14 protein-coding genes are annotated in these 17,422 nt (G+C 49.1%); all 14 read left to right on the plus strand.

What is annotated here, in order from left to right; genetic code table 11:
• The first annotated feature begins 149 nt into the window (after positions 1-149).
• The 14 genes from ACCC84_RS01205 to cpsG all read left to right on the plus strand — a co-directional run bounded on the left by ACCC84_RS01205 (position 150) and on the right by cpsG (position 17,295).
• Positions 150-1,286: a polysaccharide export protein gene (locus ACCC84_RS01205; protein WP_004965286.1), complete on the plus strand. Its 1,137-nt coding sequence runs from the start codon at positions 150-152 to the stop codon at positions 1,284-1,286.
• Between the two features lie 11 nt (positions 1,287-1,297).
• Complete coding sequence (locus ACCC84_RS01210) at positions 1,298-1,732, plus strand: arsenate reductase/protein-tyrosine-phosphatase family protein (protein WP_004965283.1); 435 nt, start codon at positions 1,298-1,300, stop codon at positions 1,730-1,732.
• A 12-nt stretch (positions 1,733-1,744) separates the two neighbouring features.
• Positions 1,745-3,892 (plus strand): tyrosine-protein kinase Wzc, encoded by a 2,148-nt coding sequence (gene wzc, locus ACCC84_RS01215; protein WP_039992299.1) that lies wholly within the window; start codon positions 1,745-1,747, stop codon positions 3,890-3,892.
• 80 nt (positions 3,893-3,972) lie between these two features.
• Complete coding sequence (locus tag ACCC84_RS01220; RefSeq protein WP_004965276.1) at positions 3,973-4,662, plus strand: acylneuraminate cytidylyltransferase family protein; 690 nt, start codon at positions 3,973-3,975, stop codon at positions 4,660-4,662.
• Positions 4,663-4,665: 3 nt separating this feature from the next.
• On the plus strand, positions 4,666-6,906 hold the full coding sequence (locus ACCC84_RS01225) for an N-acetylneuraminate synthase family protein (RefSeq protein ID WP_004965274.1): 2,241 nt from the start codon (positions 4,666-4,668) through the stop codon (positions 6,904-6,906).
• A complete protein-coding gene (locus ACCC84_RS01230; RefSeq protein ID WP_004965270.1) occupies positions 6,907-8,145 on the plus strand; it encodes a lipopolysaccharide biosynthesis protein in 1,239 nt (412 codons plus the stop codon).
• Positions 8,146-8,153: 8 nt separating this feature from the next.
• Positions 8,154-8,648 (plus strand): acyltransferase, encoded by a 495-nt coding sequence (locus ACCC84_RS01235; RefSeq protein WP_227745684.1) that lies wholly within the window; start codon positions 8,154-8,156, stop codon positions 8,646-8,648.
• A 39-nt stretch (positions 8,649-8,687) separates the two neighbouring features.
• Positions 8,688-9,704 carry a polysialyltransferase family glycosyltransferase gene (locus ACCC84_RS01240; protein ID WP_273867217.1) on the plus strand — a complete coding sequence of 339 codons (1,017 nt, stop codon included), beginning with the start codon at positions 8,688-8,690 and terminating at the stop codon, positions 9,702-9,704.
• 26 nt (positions 9,705-9,730) lie between these two features.
• Complete coding sequence (locus tag ACCC84_RS01245) at positions 9,731-10,867, plus strand: glycosyltransferase family 4 protein (RefSeq protein WP_088499633.1); 1,137 nt, start codon at positions 9,731-9,733, stop codon at positions 10,865-10,867.
• 2 nt (positions 10,868-10,869) lie between these two features.
• Positions 10,870-12,204 (plus strand): O-antigen ligase family protein, encoded by a 1,335-nt coding sequence (locus tag ACCC84_RS01250; RefSeq protein WP_050763134.1) that lies wholly within the window; start codon positions 10,870-10,872, stop codon positions 12,202-12,204.
• A 34-nt stretch (positions 12,205-12,238) separates the two neighbouring features.
• Positions 12,239-13,297: a glycosyltransferase family 4 protein gene (locus ACCC84_RS01255; RefSeq protein ID WP_039992298.1), complete on the plus strand. Its 1,059-nt coding sequence runs from the start codon at positions 12,239-12,241 to the stop codon at positions 13,295-13,297.
• Positions 13,294-14,358 carry a glycosyltransferase family 4 protein gene (locus ACCC84_RS01260; protein WP_088499634.1) on the plus strand — a complete coding sequence of 355 codons (1,065 nt, stop codon included), beginning with the start codon at positions 13,294-13,296 and terminating at the stop codon, positions 14,356-14,358. The genes ACCC84_RS01255 and ACCC84_RS01260 overlap by 4 nt, the downstream gene beginning before the upstream one ends.
• Positions 14,359-14,443: 85 nt before the next feature.
• Positions 14,444-15,865: a mannose-1-phosphate guanylyltransferase/mannose-6-phosphate isomerase gene (locus tag ACCC84_RS01265; RefSeq protein ID WP_088499635.1), complete on the plus strand. Its 1,422-nt coding sequence runs from the start codon at positions 14,444-14,446 to the stop codon at positions 15,863-15,865.
• A gap of 56 nt (positions 15,866-15,921) precedes the next feature.
• A complete protein-coding gene (gene cpsG / locus ACCC84_RS01270) occupies positions 15,922-17,295 on the plus strand; it encodes a phosphomannomutase CpsG (protein ID WP_039992296.1) in 1,374 nt (457 codons plus the stop codon).
• Positions 17,296-17,422: the final 127 nt, after the last annotated feature.

Raw genomic sequence — 17,422 nt, forward strand, 5'->3', positions numbered from 1 at the left:
AGATAAACGCTGTAAGTTTTATTGCAGGTTTTCCTCATACGCGCTGGGGAAATATACCGAGGCATATTGGTAAAGCTACAGCGACGAGGCCAAGGCTGGCTAGTATTGTAGCTTTGCAGATACATTTACTTTGAAGTGATGAAAATTTGATGGCAAAACGACAATTGAAAATGATATCGCTACTGGTATCACTCAGCATACTCAGTGGTTGCACCATATTCCCGGGGACCCACCTCTCTACATCAGGCAAGGATGTTGTCAAACAGGAAGATGCGGACTTCGATATTGACAAGCTGGTCAATGTATACCCGATGACGCCGAAACTGCTTGACCGCATGCGCCCTGACAAAGTGGTTGCCCAGCCCAACAACGAGTTAGACGCATCGCTGCGTAATTATGAATACCGTATCGGCGTTGGCGACGTGTTGAACGTTACCGTCTGGGATCACCCGGAACTGACCACCCCGGCGGGGCAGTACCGTAGCGCCAGCGATACCGGTAACTGGGTACATTCCGATGGCAGCATCTTCTATCCGTATATCGGCAAGGTGAACGTGGTCGGTAAAACGGTTTCGCAGATCCGCGATCAAATTGCCAACCGTCTGGCCCAGTTTATCGAAAGCCCTCAGGTTGACGTCAATATTGCCGCATTCCGTTCGCAAAAAGCCTATGTTACCGGCGAGGTCGCCAAATCCGGCCAACAACCGATCACCAACGTCCCGCTGACGGTGATGGATGCCATCAACGCCGCCGGCGGCCTGACGGAAAATGCCGATTGGCGCAATATCGTGCTGACCCATAACGGTAAAGAACAGACCCTGTCTTTACAGCGGCTGATGCAAAATGGCGATCTGACGCAAAACCGTCTGCTCTATCCTGGCGACATCCTGTATATCCCGCGCAACGACGATCTGAAAGTGTTCGTGATGGGGGAAGTGAAAACCCCGGCAACGCTGAAAATGGATCGCAGCGGTATGACCTTGACCGAAGCCCTGGGCTCCTCGCAAGGCATTTCCCAGGCCAGTGCCGACGCGACCGGGATATTTGTTATCCGTCCGCTGCACGGTACCGAAGGGAACAAACTGGCGAATATCTATCAGCTGAATATGGCGGATGCGACAGCGCTGGTGATGGGGGCTGAATTCCACCTTAAACCTTACGATATCGTTTATGTGACCGCCGCGCCTGTGGCCCGCTGGAACCGTTTGATCACGCAGTTGGTGCCGACAATCGATGGTTTCAACAACCTGACGGAAGGTACTTTGCGTATTCGTAACTGGCCGTAGAGGACGCTGTAATGTTTGATTCTATTTTGGTTGTCTGCGTCGGCAATATTTGCCGCTCACCAACGGGTGAGCGGTTGCTAAGGCAGCATTTGCCACAGAAGGACATTGCGTCCGCGGGAATTAGCGCGCTGGTGGGTAAACCTGCAGATAAAAGTGCTACGGCCGTTGCACAGCAACATAATCTGTCGCTGGACGATCATGTCGCTCGGCAGTTAACAAAAGAAATGTGCCGTGAGTATTCGCTGATTCTGGTGATGGAAAAGGGGCACGTTGATGCCGTCTGCCGGCTGGCGCCGGAGGTCAGAGGTAAAACGATGCTTTTTGCCCACTGGTTAGGGCAGAAGGAAGTCCCCGATCCCTACAGAAAAAGCGCTGAAGCGTTTGAATTCGTTTACCGCCTTCTTGATGAAGCCGCTCAAAAATGGGCGCAGGCACTAAATCGTTAACCAGAGATGACAATGACTGATAATACAAAACCAGGCTTATCGACGGCCAATAATCACGACGAGATCGACCTGAGTCGTTTGCTGGGTACTTTACTTGACCATAGATGGTTGATTATCGGTATCACCACGCTGTTTACCGTTAGCGGTATCATTTATTCACTGTTTGCCACGCCGATTTATCAGGCTGATGCCATGGTGCAGGTCGAGCAAAACGTGGGTAATTCTCTTGTCAACGATCTGTCGCAAATGTTGCCGAACAGTCAGCCAGGTTCCTCTACCGAAATCGAGCTGATCAAGTCGCGGATGGTTACAGGCAAAACCGTTGACGATTTGCATTTGGATACCGTTGCACAGCAGCAATATTTCCCTGTATTTGGCCGTGGCTGGGCACGATTGACCGGGCAAGAGCCAGGTCGTATCGCGTTATCTCGCCTGACGGTGCCTGAAACCGATGCCGATCTTGAACTGGAACTGACGGTAGTAGATAAAAGTCACTATGTTCTGAGCAAGAACGGGACGGAAGTGATTAAAGGCCAGGTCGGCAAAATGGAAAGCGGCGGCGGTATATCACTGTTGGTCAGCGAAATTATCGCGGAGCCTGATACGGTATTCGACGTTGCCAAATTACCGCGTCTGGTGGCTACCAATAACCTGCTTGATGCGTTAACCGTCGAAGATAAGGGCAAAGATACCGGCGTGCTGGCGCTGAGCCTGGTGGGCGATGACCCGCTGCTGGTGCGCAAGATCCTGGACAGCATCAGCAAAAACTATCTGTTGCAAAACGTCGAGCGTAAATCCGAAGAGGCCGCCAAAAGCCTGGATTTCCTGAAAGAGCAATTGCCGGAAGTACGCAATTCTCTGGATCTGGCAGAGGACAAACTCAATCGTTTCCGTCAGGAAAACGATTCTGTTGATTTATCGCTGGAAGCCAAATCGGTGCTGGATACCATCGTTGGCGTTGAAGCTCAACTCAACGAGTTGACCTTCAAGGAAGCGGAAATTTCCAAGCTGTACACCAAAGAACACCCGGCTTACCGTGCCTTGATGGAAAAACGCGCTACGTTGGAGCAGGAAAAGAACAAGCTCAACAAACGCGTCAGCGGCATGCCTAAAACTCAGCAAGAAATCCTGCGTCTGACGCGCGACGTACAGGCCGGCCAGGAAATCTACATGCAGCTGTTGAACAAACAGCAAGAGCTGGGCATCACCAAAGCCAGTACCGTCGGTAACGTACGTATCGTTGACCCTGCGGTAACGCAACCACGGCCGGTCAAACCGCAAAAAACCCTGATCGTGCTGATCGTTACCCTGTTGGGTGGCCTGTTCTCTACCGGTTTTGTGTTGCTGAAAACCATGTTGCACCGTGGTATTGAAAGCCCGGAACAGCTGGAACAGCAAGGCATCAACGTATACGCCAGCATTCCGCTGTCGGAATGGCAACAGAAAAGCGACCGTGAAACCATGCTGTCCGGGCGTAGAAGCAGCCAACGAAACTATACGTTATTGGCGGTGGGCAACCCTGCCGATCTGGCGATCGAAGCGGTTCGCAGTCTGCGTACCAGCCTGCATTTCGCCTCGCTTGAAGCCAAGAACAATGTGCTGATGATTTCAGGCGCCAGTCCAAGCATTGGTAAAACCTTCGTCAGTATCAACCTGGCGGCGGTGATTGCCCAGGCGGGTCAGCGGATCCTGGTGGTCGATGCGGATATGCGTAAAGGTTATGCCCATTCATTGCTGAACTGTGAACTGGGTACCGGTCTGTCTGATGTACTTTCTGGTCAGGCTTCTGCGCAGCAGGCCATCAAGAAAACGGCGATTGAGAATCTGAGCTTCCTGTCGCGCGGGAAAATCCCGCCGAACCCTTCCGAACTGCTGATGCATAACCGTTTGACGGAGTTCCTGGAGTGGGCAGGCAAAGAGTACGATATCGTTCTGGTGGATACACCGCCAATTCTTGCGGTAACCGACGCGGCGATTGTGGCGCGTAATGTGGGCACCACACTGCTGGTAGCCCGTTACGGCGTGAACTCGTTGAAAGAGATCGAAGTCAGTATTCGTCGCTTTGAACAGAATGGCATGGAAATCAAAGGTATTATCCTCAACGCCGTCGAGAATAAATCCGGCAGCGCATACGGCTATTACGCTTACGAATATAAATAATCAATCAGTTACAATGGCTCCTCCGTTCGGGGGAGCTATCTTCTGGCAAATTTCAGAATTTCCATTCGCGGAGATATTATATGAGTAATCTTGCAATTATTCCGGCAAGGGGTGGGTCAAAGGGTATACCTAAAAAAAATATCAAAGATATTGCAGGGAAGCCTTTAATTGCATGGAGTATCGAGCAAGCATTGAACTCCAAGGAAATCGATCGCGTTATTGTTACCACTGATTGTGAAGACATTGCCGCCGTCGCCAGAGAACATGGCGCTGAAGTTCCTTTTATGCGACCGGCACATCTGGCGGTTGATACTGCGGCAACTGAGCCTGCCTTGTTGCATACTCTGGAGTGGCTGGCCGAGCATGAAGGTTATCACCCAGAATATACCGTCCTGCTACAGGCGACGTCGCCTGTACGTAAAGACGATGCCATCGATCTGGCCGTGCGCAAGATTATCGACAAGCAGGCAGATTCACTGTTGAGCGTGTGCGAGTTTTGGCATTTCTTATGGGAAAACGAAGATAATCCCAAAGCACATTATGATTATCTGAATCGTCCTCGCCGTCAGGATATCAAGCCTGAAAATATTAAATTGAAAGAGAACGGCTCAATTTACGTTACCAAAAGCGATATTTTGCTGTCCAGCGGCAACCGGTTAGGCGGTAAGGTCGTTGCACACAAAATGTCTGAAGAAGAAAGTTTTGAAATTGACACCATGCTCGATTGGGCAGTGGTAGAAGTTATTTTGAAGAATTGGAATGGGAGATAATATATGTTAATTCAGAAAAAGATTTCTGATTTTTTAGTGTTTGAAACAGAGACAATTATTAAAGCACTGGAAAAAATCAACTCGAACAAAAAACGCATTATTTTTATCGTTACCGAAGATGGTAAACTGTGTGGTTCATTTTCTGACGGCGATTTCCGTCGCTGGATCACCCAAGGTGACTTCGACCTGAACCGTGAAATGTCGGAAGTGATGAACCAGAACGTGCGCTACAAAAAAGTGGATGCGCCACGTGCTGAAATCGACACCCTGTTTACCAACGGCGTTGACGTTATTCCTTTGGTTGACGATTATCGCCGCCTGGTTGCCGTTGCGCTTGAAAGCGAAAAAGGACTGACCATCGGTAAACATACCATTACCGAAACCTCACCGACCTACATCATCGCCGAGATTGGCAACAACCATAACGGTGATATCAATCTGGCCAAGCAACTGGTTGATCTGGCCGTTGACGCCGGTGCCGACTGCGTCAAATTCCAGATGCGTGATTTGAGCTCGTTGTACAAGGGCGGTAATGATAAAGACAAATCAGCCGACCTGGGTGCGCAATACACCATCGACCTGCTGCGTAAGTTCCAGCTGTCGAACGAGCAACTGTTGGAAGTGTTCGACTATTGCAAAGACAAGGGGCTGACGCCGATGTGTACCCCTTGGGATCTGAAGAGCCTTGAAGTGCTTGAAGATTACGGTATGGAAGCCTACAAAGTGGCTTCTGCCGACTTTACCAACCATGAAATGCTGGGGGCTTTGGCGGCAACCGGTAAGCCACTGATCTGTTCAACTGGCATGTGCAGCGAAGCGGAAATTAAAAGTTCGGTTGATTTCCTCAAGTCGAAGGGCGCCGAGTTTGTCATCTTACACTGCAACTCCACCTACCCAACGCCGTTTAAAGACGTAAATCTGGCTTATATCAAGCGATTGCAGCAGGTGACCGGCTGCCTGGTCGGCTATTCCGGCCATGAGCGCGGTATCTCGGTGCCGATCGCCGTAACCGCATTGGGCGCGCGCGTTATCGAGAAGCACTTCACCATCGATAAAAGCATGGAAGGTAATGACCACAAGGTTTCCTTGCTGCCGCCAGAATTCAAGGAAATGGTGATCCGCATTCGTGAAGTTGAAGAATCAATGGGTCAGGGCGGTGAGCGTGCGATTACTCAGGGCGAGATGATCAACCGTGAAACCCTGGCGAAAAGCCTGATCATCAACCGCGATCTGAAAAAAGGCGAAATCATCACCCGCGAAATGGTAGAAGTGAAAAGCCCGGGCCAAGGCCTACAGCCGCTCTATCTTGAGCAGCTGGTGGGTAAAAAAGCCAATCGCGATCACGAAAAAGGCGGCTATTTCTACGAGTCCGATCTGAACGAAATCGCTATCGAAGCCAAGGACTACGATTTTGATCGTCCGTTTGGCATTCCGGTTCGTTACCACGATTACAGCAAACTGAAGCACAAATCCAATCTGGACTTTGTTGAGTTCCACCTGAGCTATCAGGATATGGAACTGGATCTGACGGAATTCTTCTCCGGTCCTGAAGATATCGGTTTTGCGGTACACAGCCCGGAACTGTTTGCCAACGACCATATTCTGGATTTGGCTACCGAAGATGACGCCTACCGTGCACATTCGATCAAACAGATGCAACGCGTGTGTGACGTTACCCGTGCGCTGAAGCAGTACTTCCCGAAAACCGAACGTCCGGTGATTGTGGTGAACGCAGGCGGTTTCAACACCACCGGTTTCCTGCCGAAGGAAGCGCGTCAGGCGATGTACGATCGTATTGCCGAATCGCTGAAAGAGGTAAATCAGGATGGTGTGGAAATCATTATCCAGACCATGCCTCCGTTCCCATGGCACTTTGGCGGTCAGAGCTACCACAACCTGTTTGTTGATCCAGATGAAATCCAGTCCTTCTGCCAACAGCACGGTTACCGCATCTGTTATGACACCTCGCACTCGATGATGGCATGTAACTACTATCAATGGGATCTGCACGAGTTTACCCAGAAAGTGGGCGCTTATACCGCACACATGCACATTGTCGATGCGTTGGGCGTTGATGGCGAAGGCGTGCAGATTGGCAAGGGCGACGTCAACTTCGATGAACTGGCGGACGATCTGCTGCGTTATGCGCCGGGCGCCCAGTTTATTCCTGAAGTGTGGCAGGGCCACAAGAACCAGGGCGAAGGTTTCTGGCACGCCCTGAACTTCCTGGAAAAGTATCTGTAAATGAGCAGAGTCATTATTGGGGCTGCGGCCTTGTCGATTGGGGATATTCTCGGCAAGGTCATCGGCTTCATTATTCTGCCTTATTTAACAGCACACCTTGGCGCGTCGGGATACGGCGCGCTAACTCTTTATCTTTCCGTCATTCAGATCCTGATCATCTTTATCTCATTCAGTGGTCAGGGTTTGTTGCCGGTCAAATATATGCAAGAGGGGGAAGGGAGTTCCCTGGTGTTCCGTCGGGATAACATCACGCTGGCTGTCGCTTCAAGCGTGCTGTTGGTGGCGATTTACTTTGTCGCTACGCGTGTGGCCAGCATACCGGTCAGCTTCACTGACGGTAGCCTGGTGATTTTGGCATCCTTGGCGCAAGCGTTGAATTTCATCAACCTTTCACATCTGCGTATCAGTCAGACATATAAGGTTGCTGCGATTGGGCAGTTTTTGCTGTCGGCGTTTAACGTCCTGTTTACCATTGCATTGTTTGAAATGATCGCCGCAACGCCAGGGCAGCGCCTGATAGCCATTGCCGCATCGTTCTTCTGCATCCAACTGGCGTACGAGTTCATCATCTATCGCAAGCGCAGCAAAGATATCAAGTCAGATGCGCCGTTGGGCAAGCGATACAAAGAGATTGTCAGCTACGGTATTTCGCTGTTGCCGCATCATGGCAGTTACTGGATTAAATCGTCGATCGATCGCTTCTTTATTGCTCACTATATGAGTACCGCCGTGGTGGGTATCTATGGGCTGGCGTTCCAGTTGACATCGATAGTGATGTTATTCTTTAGCGTGATAAACCAGGCGTTCCAGCCGTTTATCTACCGTAAGCTGAAGGACAAAGACTTTAAAGGCGTAGAGCTCATACAGTATGGTTATACTGGTCTGGTGGTAGTAGCATGTTTAATCTATTTCCTGATCATGCCATTTGTTTTCCCATATCTATTCAAGCCCGAATTTAACCGCGCAATTTATTATTTTAATATCTTGCTGCCGGGCACTGCCTTTATGTCGATCTATTATATTTTTACCCACTCGCTGTTTTACTATCGTAAAAATAAAATGATCTCGATAATCACCATGGGATCAATGTTAACGCATTTGCTGGGTATTGTGATTATTACCATGACCTCGATAAAGGTGGAATATTTTTGCCTGGTGTATGCCATTTCAAGCTTGTTCTCGTGCGTGGTGACATTTATCTATGGCAAACGACAGATTCGGATTGAGAGGAAAAGATGATAGCGAGCATGAAGCGTTGGCTGCGTAACCGTCGTAAAGGGCGTTACACCGCGAAGGTCATCAAGACGGCAGCCAAATGTGGTCGTGAACCCAAAATTAACTTCCCGACGTTAGTGAATAATAAAACCCGCCTGGGTGACAACTTCAACTCTAACGGTCTGACGATCGTCGGTAAAGGGGCGGTAACCGTTGGTGATAATTTTCACTGTGGTTTTGGCTGTGTACTGATCACGGAAAATCATAACCATAACGGTAACGCCATTCCTTATGACAATACTTACGTTATCAAGGACATCACCATCGGCGACAACGTCTGGTTGGGAATCAACGTCATCATTTTACCCGGTGTGACCCTCGGTGAAGGCGCCATTATCCAGGCGGGCAGCGTGGTGGTGAAGGACATTGAGCCGTATGCCATTGCCGGAGGCCATCCGGCAAAAGCGTTCGCCCAGCGCGATGTGGAGCATTATCTGCGGCTAAAGGCTGAAGGCAAGTTCCATTAATTGACACGGAAACGTTGAGTGGTTATAGGGTAATAAGAAATGAGTAAGTACATCGCGTATATAGAGTCACCGCTGCAAGCGTTTAATCTGATCGAATACCTTGATGCAAAAGAGATTGTTCTTGATCTGCTGATTGTCAACAAGCGTACCGCCAATTCGCCGTTGAATCATGGACAGATCAGTTATTTGCTCAATATGATACAGCACCGTTCCCTGATGACGATTGACGTTGAAGGAACGCTGGGCAAGGTGATGGAGATCCGCAAACAACTTAGCGGCATCACGGACAGCGTGGCACGCAATCAGTCGGTAACCCTGATTGCGGGTGAATATCGCGCCCGGGTGTTTTGGATGTTGGCCAATAAGTATCCCAAGCGCAATATCGTTTTGCTGGACGACGGCACCGCAACGCTGCGCATCAAGCGCCATGGCAAACTGACGCCGCGCGGCGTGGCCAAGAGCCTGTTCCTCAAGTCGTTGGGTATGACCAACAACGAATTTGAAAAAATAACTTTTTTCACCGTTTATAATATCGAAGACAACGTATCCGGGCGCGATGAGGTTATACGGCATAATTATCAGAACTATAAAACCAAGCTGGAAACCCTGCCACAAAGTAATAATAAAACCTTTATTATTGGGACGCCGCTGTACGAGGCGGGGGTGACCAAGGTTGATGACATCGAACTGACCTTGAAGATGATTGAGGATCTTAAGCTAAACAATAGCGATATTGAGCTTATTTACATCCCACACCGTCGGGAACGTGACGAAAAAATCACCGCGATTAAAAATGTCGTCACCGTACAGCGCCTGGATTTTCCTTTCGAAGTCTACCCTATCGTGGCGGGTGAGAATGTGGTTTCAATTGCGGGTTTCTATTCTTCTTTATATGACAACCTGATAAAGATTTATGATGATAAAATTAAAATTACCGCATATGTTCTTGACGAAAAAAGTCTGGCGCCGGATTGGCTAGGGTTTGTCAACTCTATTTATAAGAACTATGAGGGTTATGGCGAGGCTAATATAACTTTGCTTAGAGATAAGTTTTAATTTTAAACACTTTTGGTGGCCTGTAAATGAAGATTGTTATAATAAATACACTGTATGCTCCTTACAAGATAGGTGGCGCTGAAGTTTCTGTGCAAATGCTTGCGGAAAGTCTGGTAAAATTAGGGCATCAAGTTTGTGTATTTTGTCTTCATGAAGGTGATGAAATCAAGAAAGACACCATTAATGGGGTGCAGGTAAGCTACTTCCCATTATTGAACCTATATTGGCCATTCAAGAGTGAGTCGCCGTCAAAATATAAGAAAGCACTCTGGCATCTTCTTGATATACACAATCCCTTCATGGCCAAGCGCGTGAGTCAGGCTTTGGCGGAAATCCGCCCGGACGTGGTTCATACCAATAACCTGAGCGGATTTTCGGTGGCGGTCTGGCAAAGCGCCAAAAAACTGGGTGCGCGGGTGGTGCATACGACACGTGACTATTATCTGTTTCATCCGAACGGCACGCTGTTTAAAAACGGACAGAATATGGACGTCAACGGCAGGTCGGTACGCGTCACCTCTTGGCTGAAAAAAGCGGCTAGCCAGAAAGTCGATGCGTTTGTCGGTATCAGCCAGTACATTTCCAATTTGCATAAAGATAATGGCTTCGCCAGCCAGGCGCAACATGCCTATGTTTACAACTCCGTTGAGCCGATTGATTATACGCCGACTACGAGTGATAACATCCGCATCGGCTTTGTCGGCCGGTTGACGGAAGACAAGGGCTTTGATGAGTTTTGCGCGTTGGCAAAAGCGGCAAAACAGGATCCGCGCGCCGAGTTCTATGCAGCGGGGCGCTTTAACAATGGCGTCTCCGGCGAGGAAATGGCTGCGATGGCACGGGATGCCGGTGTGATCCTGCTCGGCTTTATCAAAGTGGATGCGTTCATGGCGCAGGTGGACGCCGTGGTGCTGCCAACCCGCTGGAATGAGCCCTTTGGCCGTGCGGTTGCGGAATCCGCCATCTCTGGTAAGGTTGTTTATACTACCTTCAGCGGCGGCGTAACCGAAATTGCCAATTTCTACGATAATATATTTGAAATCAAAAACTTCACTATCGAAGGTGCGATTGACGCCGTGAAAGCCAACCAAAACAGGCTGCGAACCTCTTGTTTTGAAAAAGAAAAAATTGCCAGCAGTTACGAAGGTTTGTACAGAGGATAATAATGAGAGTTTCTACAAAATCGCTGGTCGTTTTCATTTTGTTGGCATATATAGCTCTGCTGTCGATTAATGGTGTCGTTACCGTCGCAGCCTATATGACAACACGCAATATTCTGCTTTATAAGGATTTTTTTGCTCTTGTTGTTCCGGTTTTCGTGCTGATACTGTTGTATGCGCGCAATCCCAGAGTCACACCACAATGCCGTAGCGTGCTGGTTTTCTTTATTTCGATGGTGTTGTGTTCGTTGATTTTTATGCTGTTAAGCATGATGACTGGTCAGTTTGACTTCTTTCGTTCCATCGTGCAATTCCGTCTGGAATTGCTGACGTTTGGCTCATTCTTCTTTGCCGCCGTCTTGATGCTGTTCGAATATGAAGAGCGGGTTGAGATCCTCAACAAAATCATCAAGTTCTATATTGTTTGTGCTGTGATCAATGCGCTATTTGCCATTGCGGAATCCACGCTGGCCGGGGCGCTGTATGCGGTTGTCGGTTTTGACCCGGGTCCTCAGTTGACCGAGTTCGGCAAACAATACGGTCTGCTGCTGCGTACGGTTCAGGGGCAGCTACGCGCCTTTGGTTTGCTGACCGGACCATTTAGCCTCAGTGAATATCTATTCTTTGCCCTGGTATTATCTCCTTTTGTCAGCGACAAAAATCGCAAAAAATATATCATCCTGATTCTTGTCGCGATTGTGTTTTCAACCTCCAAGACGGCGATCATCATGGCGTTGCTGTATATCATGTATCTGATGATGCGACGGGTGCTGTCTCTACGCTCCAGCCTGAATATCGTCACGATGGTTACGTTGGTTCTGTCGCTGTTCTTCTATGTGACCACCACTAACTACAGCATTTACGAGATGATCTTCCCGGAGGAAAATACCTACGCTGAAAACAGCATATTGCTGAGAACCGTAAATATTGAGGCGGTAAAAAACGACAGCGAATACTCACCGTTTATCGGCGCGGGTTACGCTGTGAATGGTAACGCCGTGGTTGGGGACGATAACTCCAATACCGTTCCATTAGACAGCCTTTATATTTACATGCTTTCCAGTTACGGCAATGTCGGGATTATTCTTCTGGTGCTGGTGTCGGTGGTGATATTGAGCATGCTCTATTCGCGGACATTGAATGGGCTCACCGCCAGCGTATACCTTTACTGGATGATCTCGTTATCAATGAACTTTGTTTATAACAACCCGATCAGTAATTACCCTGGGTATATTTTTGCCATCATCGTATCCATATTGCTGATGTCGATTAGAAAATCCCCACAGCGGGAAAGGGCGCAAACCAGCGCTAAACTGGCAAGAACATCCACGACACATTGACAGTAAAATTATTTAAATGGAATGGAGTAAGCGAATGATTTATGTCAATGCGCGCTTTTTGACACAAGAATTGACCGGGGTTCAGCGCTTTGCTCAAGAGATCAGTTTGGCGATTGCTCAATTGAGAGATGATGTGGTGTTTGTTTCTCCAGCCAATATCCTGCATCAGGATATTGCCGCCAGGCTTAACGTTCAGATTGTAGGCACACGTCAGGGGCACCTTTGGGAACAATGGGATCTGCCAAACTACTTGCGCCAGCAAGGGAATCCTTTGCTGATCAACTTGTGCAATACGGCGCCGGTGTCATATAAAAATAAGCTGGTCACCCATCACGACGTCATTTATAAACGTTATCCGCAGAGTTTCTCGGCGAAGTTCCGGTTGGTTTATAACGCTCTGGTGCCGCTGATGTTGAAATCAAGTCGGGGTTTGCTGACGGTCAGTGAGTTCTCAAAAAAAGAGCTGCATGCCGTATTTGACTATCCGTTGGAAAATATACATGTGATTTATAACGCTGTTGCATCGCAGTTCCAGCCGAGCGGCGATCGGCACACGCAGGCCAAGCCATACTTGTTGGCGGTGTCATCGCCAAACTACCACAAGAATTTTCATGGTTTGATAGCCGCTTTCTCCAGGATGAAAGGCGCTGATAACATTGTGCTTAAAATCATTGGTTCGGCGAATAAAAACTTCTCGGGCGTTGATTTTTCTCAAGGTAGTGCCAATGCGGAACGCATACAGTTTGTCGGCCGGGTGTCTGACCAGGAATTGATTGCGTTATATTCAAACGCCAAGGCGTTTGTTTTCCCCTCCCTGTATGAAGGTTTTGGCATTCCACCGCTAGAAGCGCAGGCTTGTGGCTGCGCCGTTATTTCATCCAACCGAGCATCGTTGCCAGAAGTGTTGGCTCAGAGCGTGATCTATTTTGATCCGGAAAATACCGAGGAAATGACACAAACGCTGGAGCGAATTGTGACAGATGAAAACCTGCGTCAAGAACTGGTCGAGGCAGGCTATGAGAATGTTAAGCGTTTTGACTGGGCAAAATCCGCACAAGAATTAAACAGAATCATAATGAGTGTCAACCGATGAAAAAAAAGGTATTACATGTAGCTGAAACCGTTAAAGGTGGGGTAGCGACGGTGATTCGGCAATTGGTCAAACCCAATGATGATTTTGATTTTTACTGTTTACTCCCTGATAGCCAATATAAAGAAATCGGCGCTTTCCCGACGGAGAAGCTGACGCTGTTTTCCCGCAGTGGAAGAAATATCAAGTCATTTATTTCTTTGGCAAGGCAATATATAGCGCTGGTGAAACGTGAGAAACCTGACGTTATTCATATCCACAGTACCTTCGCCGGTGTTATTTGTCGCGTACTGACGCCTGTTGTGCGGTTGAGTTATAAGCCAAAGATTATTTATTGTCCGCATGCTTTTTCATTTTTGATGGATACATCAACGATGAAGAAGCGTGTTTATACCGCCATCGAACGGCTGTTGCAAAAACAAACCGATGTCATTGTCTGCACCAGCGAATATGAGAAGGCAGCGGCGTTGAATGTCGGCGTCAAGGCACACAACATGGTGGTGGTCTATAACGGTGTGGAAGCGCCGACCACGGGAGCGGATTCAGGCGATCCCTACCCGCAGGACAAAACCAATATCCTGTTTGTTGGCCGCTTCGACTACCAAAAAGGTTTTGACCTGGTATTGAAGATTGCCGATAGGTTAAATGATAACTTCCGTATTACCGTGGTGGGTGGCAACGTGCATGCTACCGAGGCGCCACAGCAACATCCGCGCATCGACTATAAAGGCTGGCTGTCGTCAACGGAAATTGCGCCTTATTTTTCCCATGCTGATGTACTGCTCATGCCGAGCCGTTGGGAATCCTTCGGGCTGGTTGCGGTAGAAGCCGAAAGCTATGGTTTACCGGTGGTGGCCAGCCGCTGCAGTTCACTACCCGAGGTGGTTGACGAGGGCAAGACCGGATATTTGTTCACCACCAACCAGTCTGATGAGGCGGTGAATATTTTGAATTCCTATAACAAAGAACATTGGGCTACGATGCATCAGGCCTGTATTGATTTTTATTCTGCTAATTTTACATCCGAAAAAATGATACATAACACTTATAGTCTTTATCGCTAATCCAGTGGTGTGTATCCCTATAGCCTAACTGCGTATCATGCTCCGTAATTGTTCGAGCTTTTATTTATATATTTGATCGGTGAGAGTGAAAATGAGTAACCTTTATCCTGTTATTATGGCTGGCGGAACAGGCAGCCGACTATGGCCACTTTCTCGCGAGCTGTTTCCGAAGCAGTTTTTAGCGTTATGCAATGAATTTTCGATGTTGCAATCGACCGTTATGCGCCTTCAGGGTCTGGAAATTATGAGCCCTTTGGTGATCTGTAATGAAGAGCACCGTTTTATCGTTGCTGAGCAACTGCGTCAGATCACACAGTTGTCGCACAATATCATTCTTGAGCCCGTAGGGCGCAATACGGCGCCGGCAATCGCGCTTGCAGCATTGCAGGCGGTGTCAAATGGCGACGATCCGATCCTGCTGGTATTGGCCGCCGATCACGTCATTCAGGATGAAGCCATTTTCCGAGATGCCGTCAATCAAGCCATTCCTTATGCCGAGGCTGGCAAACTGGCGACATTTGGCATTGTGCCAACCGGGCCGGAAACTGGCTACGGCTATATCCAGCAGGGCGCACGCATCGACGAGTCTGCCATTTCCGGCGTTGCGCGTTTCGTTGAAAAACCCGATCTGGAAACGGCTCAGCAATACCTCGACAGCGGCGAATATCTGTGGAACAGCGGCATGTTCCTGTTCAAGGCCAGCCGTTATCTTGAGGAACTGGAGCGCTTCCGCCCCGACATTCTTGAGGCATGTCAAAAATCCCTGGCGCACCTGACGCCGGACATGGATTTTGTTCGCGTCGATCGCGAAGCCTTTATCGCTTGCCCGGATGAATCCGTCGATTATGCGGTGATGGAAAAAACCGCCGATGCGGTGGTGGTGCCACTCGACGCCGGCTGGAACGATGTTGGTTCGTGGTCTGCGCTGTGGGAAATCAGTGAAAAAGACGTCAAAGGCAATTCTACCTTTGGCGACGTATTGGAGCACAATTGCTCGAACAACTATATTCGTGCAGATCATAAACTGGTTGCCACCGTCGGCGTTGATAATCTGGTGGTGGTTGAGACCAAAGATGCGGTGCTGATCGCCAATAAGGATTGCGTGCAAGACGTTAAAGAGATCGTTAATCAGCTGAAACGCCAGAAACGCCCGGAAAGCAAGCAGCATCGGGAAGTTTACCGCCCATGGGGCAAGCATGACGCCATTGCCCAGGGCGAGCGTTTTCAGGTTCGGCGCATTACCGTCAAACCAGGCGAAAAGTTATCCTTGCAGATGCACCATCATCGTTCAGAGCACTGGGTTGTGGTGTCAGGCACGGCAAAAGTGCATACCGACGGCAAAACGCAGTTAATCAGTGAAAACGAATCGATTTATATTCCGTTAGGGGTTGTACATGCTCTTGAAAATCCAGGTAAAATAAATCTGGATCTGATTGAGATACAGTCAGGTACCTATCTGGGCGAAGACGATATTATTCGTGTTGAGAGCGTAGATCAGCACAAGTGAATTTAGCGGCGCGACATTTGCGCAACGCTGCAATATTTATTGGTAAGGACGTCAACATGTCACAATCATTGAACTGTTTTAAAGCTTACGATATTCGTGGGAAATTGGGCGAAGAACTGAATAGCGATATTGCCTATCGCATCGGGCGAGCATATGGGGAATTCCTCAAGCCGAAAACCGTGGTGGTCGGTGGGGACGTTCGCCTGACCAGCGAAGAGTTGAAGCTGGCTCTGGCGGATGGCCTGCGTGATTCCGGCGTGGATATTCTCGATATCGGCGTCAGCGGCACGGAAGAAGTCTATTTTGCCACCTTCCACCTGGGGGTTGACGGCGGCGTTGAAGTTACCGCCAGCCACAACCCGATGGATTATAACGGCATGAAGCTGGTTCGCAGCAAAGCGCAGCCTATTAGCGGTGATACCGGGCTGCGTGATATCCAGCATCTGGCGGAACAAAACAATTTCGCCCCGGTAGATCCGTCAAAACGCGGCGAATACAAGCAGATCTCCATCGAGCAAGACTATATCGATCACCTGTTGGGCTATGTTGACACCGCGAACTTTTCCCCGTTGAAACTGGTGGTGAACTCGGGTAACGGCGCGGCCGGCCATGTGATCGACGCCATCGAGCGCAAATTGCAGCAAAAAGGCGTGCCGATCGAGTTTATCAAGGTGCACCATCAGCCGGACGGCAATTTCCCGAACGGTATTCCCAACCCGCTGCTGCCTGAATGCCGGGAAGATACCGCGCAGGCGGTGCGTGAGCACCAGGCCGATATGGGCATCGCGTTCGACGGTGACTTTGACCGCTGCTTCCTGTTTGATGAGCAGGGTGGGTTTATCGAAGGCTACTATATCGTTGGCCTGTTGGCCGAAGCCTTCCTCGAGAAAGAGGCTGGCGCCAAGATTATCCATGATCCGCGCTTGAGCTGGAATACCATTGATGTAGTCACTCAGGCTGGCGGCGTCCCGGTGATGTCCAAAACCGGTCATGCGTTCATTAAAGAACGCATGCGCAAAGAGGATGCGGTGTATGGCGGGGAAATGAGCGCTCACCATTACTTCCGTGAATTCTCCTATTGCGACAGCGGCATGATTCCATGGCTGTTGATTGCCGAACTGTTGTGCACCAAAAAACAGTCGCTCGGTCAGCTGGTGAAAGACCGCATGGCAGCCTATCCGGCGTCGGGCGAAATCAACAGTAAATTGGCTGACCCGGCGAAGGCCATTGATCGCGTGTTGAAGCGTTATCAGCCAGAAGCGCTGGTTTACGATACGACCGATGGCATCAGTCTGGAATTTGCCGACTGGCGTTTCAATCTGCGTAGTTCCAACACGGAACCGGTGGTGCGTTTGAATGTAGAATCAAGAGCTAACCCTGCGTTGATGCAAGAAAAAACAGAAGAAATACTCGCCTTGCTGCGCAGTTAATCTCTGCGTTTCCGCTATATTCTTTAGCTGGGTCCGGTAGATGCCGGCCCAGCAAAATGAAGTGATATAGGTACCAAAGGAAACTAACAAAAGGCATCTATACTATGATAGTGAATAGGCAGTTATC

Source organism: Serratia odorifera, assembly GCF_041448735.1.
GTDB lineage: Bacteria > Pseudomonadota > Gammaproteobacteria > Enterobacterales > Enterobacteriaceae > Serratia_F > Serratia_F odorifera.

Coding starts and splice junctions, on each gene's coding strand:
- ACCC84_RS01210 (WP_004965283.1), top strand. CDS start 1,298: ATGTTTGATTCTATTTTGGTTGTCTGCGTCGGCAATATTTGCCGCTCA.
- ACCC84_RS01230 (WP_004965270.1), top strand. CDS start 6,907: ATGAGCAGAGTCATTATTGGGGCTGCGGCCTTGTCGATTGGGGATATT.
- ACCC84_RS01235 (WP_227745684.1), top strand. CDS start 8,154: ATGAAGCGTTGGCTGCGTAACCGTCGTAAAGGGCGTTACACCGCGAAG.
- ACCC84_RS01220 (WP_004965276.1), top strand. CDS start 3,973: ATGAGTAATCTTGCAATTATTCCGGCAAGGGGTGGGTCAAAGGGTATA.
- ACCC84_RS01225 (WP_004965274.1), top strand. CDS start 4,666: ATGTTAATTCAGAAAAAGATTTCTGATTTTTTAGTGTTTGAAACAGAG.
- wzc (WP_039992299.1), top strand. CDS start 1,745: ATGACTGATAATACAAAACCAGGCTTATCGACGGCCAATAATCACGAC.
- ACCC84_RS01255 (WP_039992298.1), top strand. CDS start 12,239: ATGATTTATGTCAATGCGCGCTTTTTGACACAAGAATTGACCGGGGTT.
- ACCC84_RS01260 (WP_088499634.1), top strand. CDS start 13,294: ATGAAAAAAAAGGTATTACATGTAGCTGAAACCGTTAAAGGTGGGGTA.
- ACCC84_RS01250 (WP_050763134.1), top strand. CDS start 10,870: ATGAGAGTTTCTACAAAATCGCTGGTCGTTTTCATTTTGTTGGCATAT.
- ACCC84_RS01240 (WP_273867217.1), top strand. CDS start 8,688: ATGAGTAAGTACATCGCGTATATAGAGTCACCGCTGCAAGCGTTTAAT.
- cpsG (WP_039992296.1), top strand. CDS start 15,922: ATGTCACAATCATTGAACTGTTTTAAAGCTTACGATATTCGTGGGAAA.
- ACCC84_RS01245 (WP_088499633.1), top strand. CDS start 9,731: ATGAAGATTGTTATAATAAATACACTGTATGCTCCTTACAAGATAGGT.
- ACCC84_RS01205 (WP_004965286.1), top strand. CDS start 150: ATGGCAAAACGACAATTGAAAATGATATCGCTACTGGTATCACTCAGC.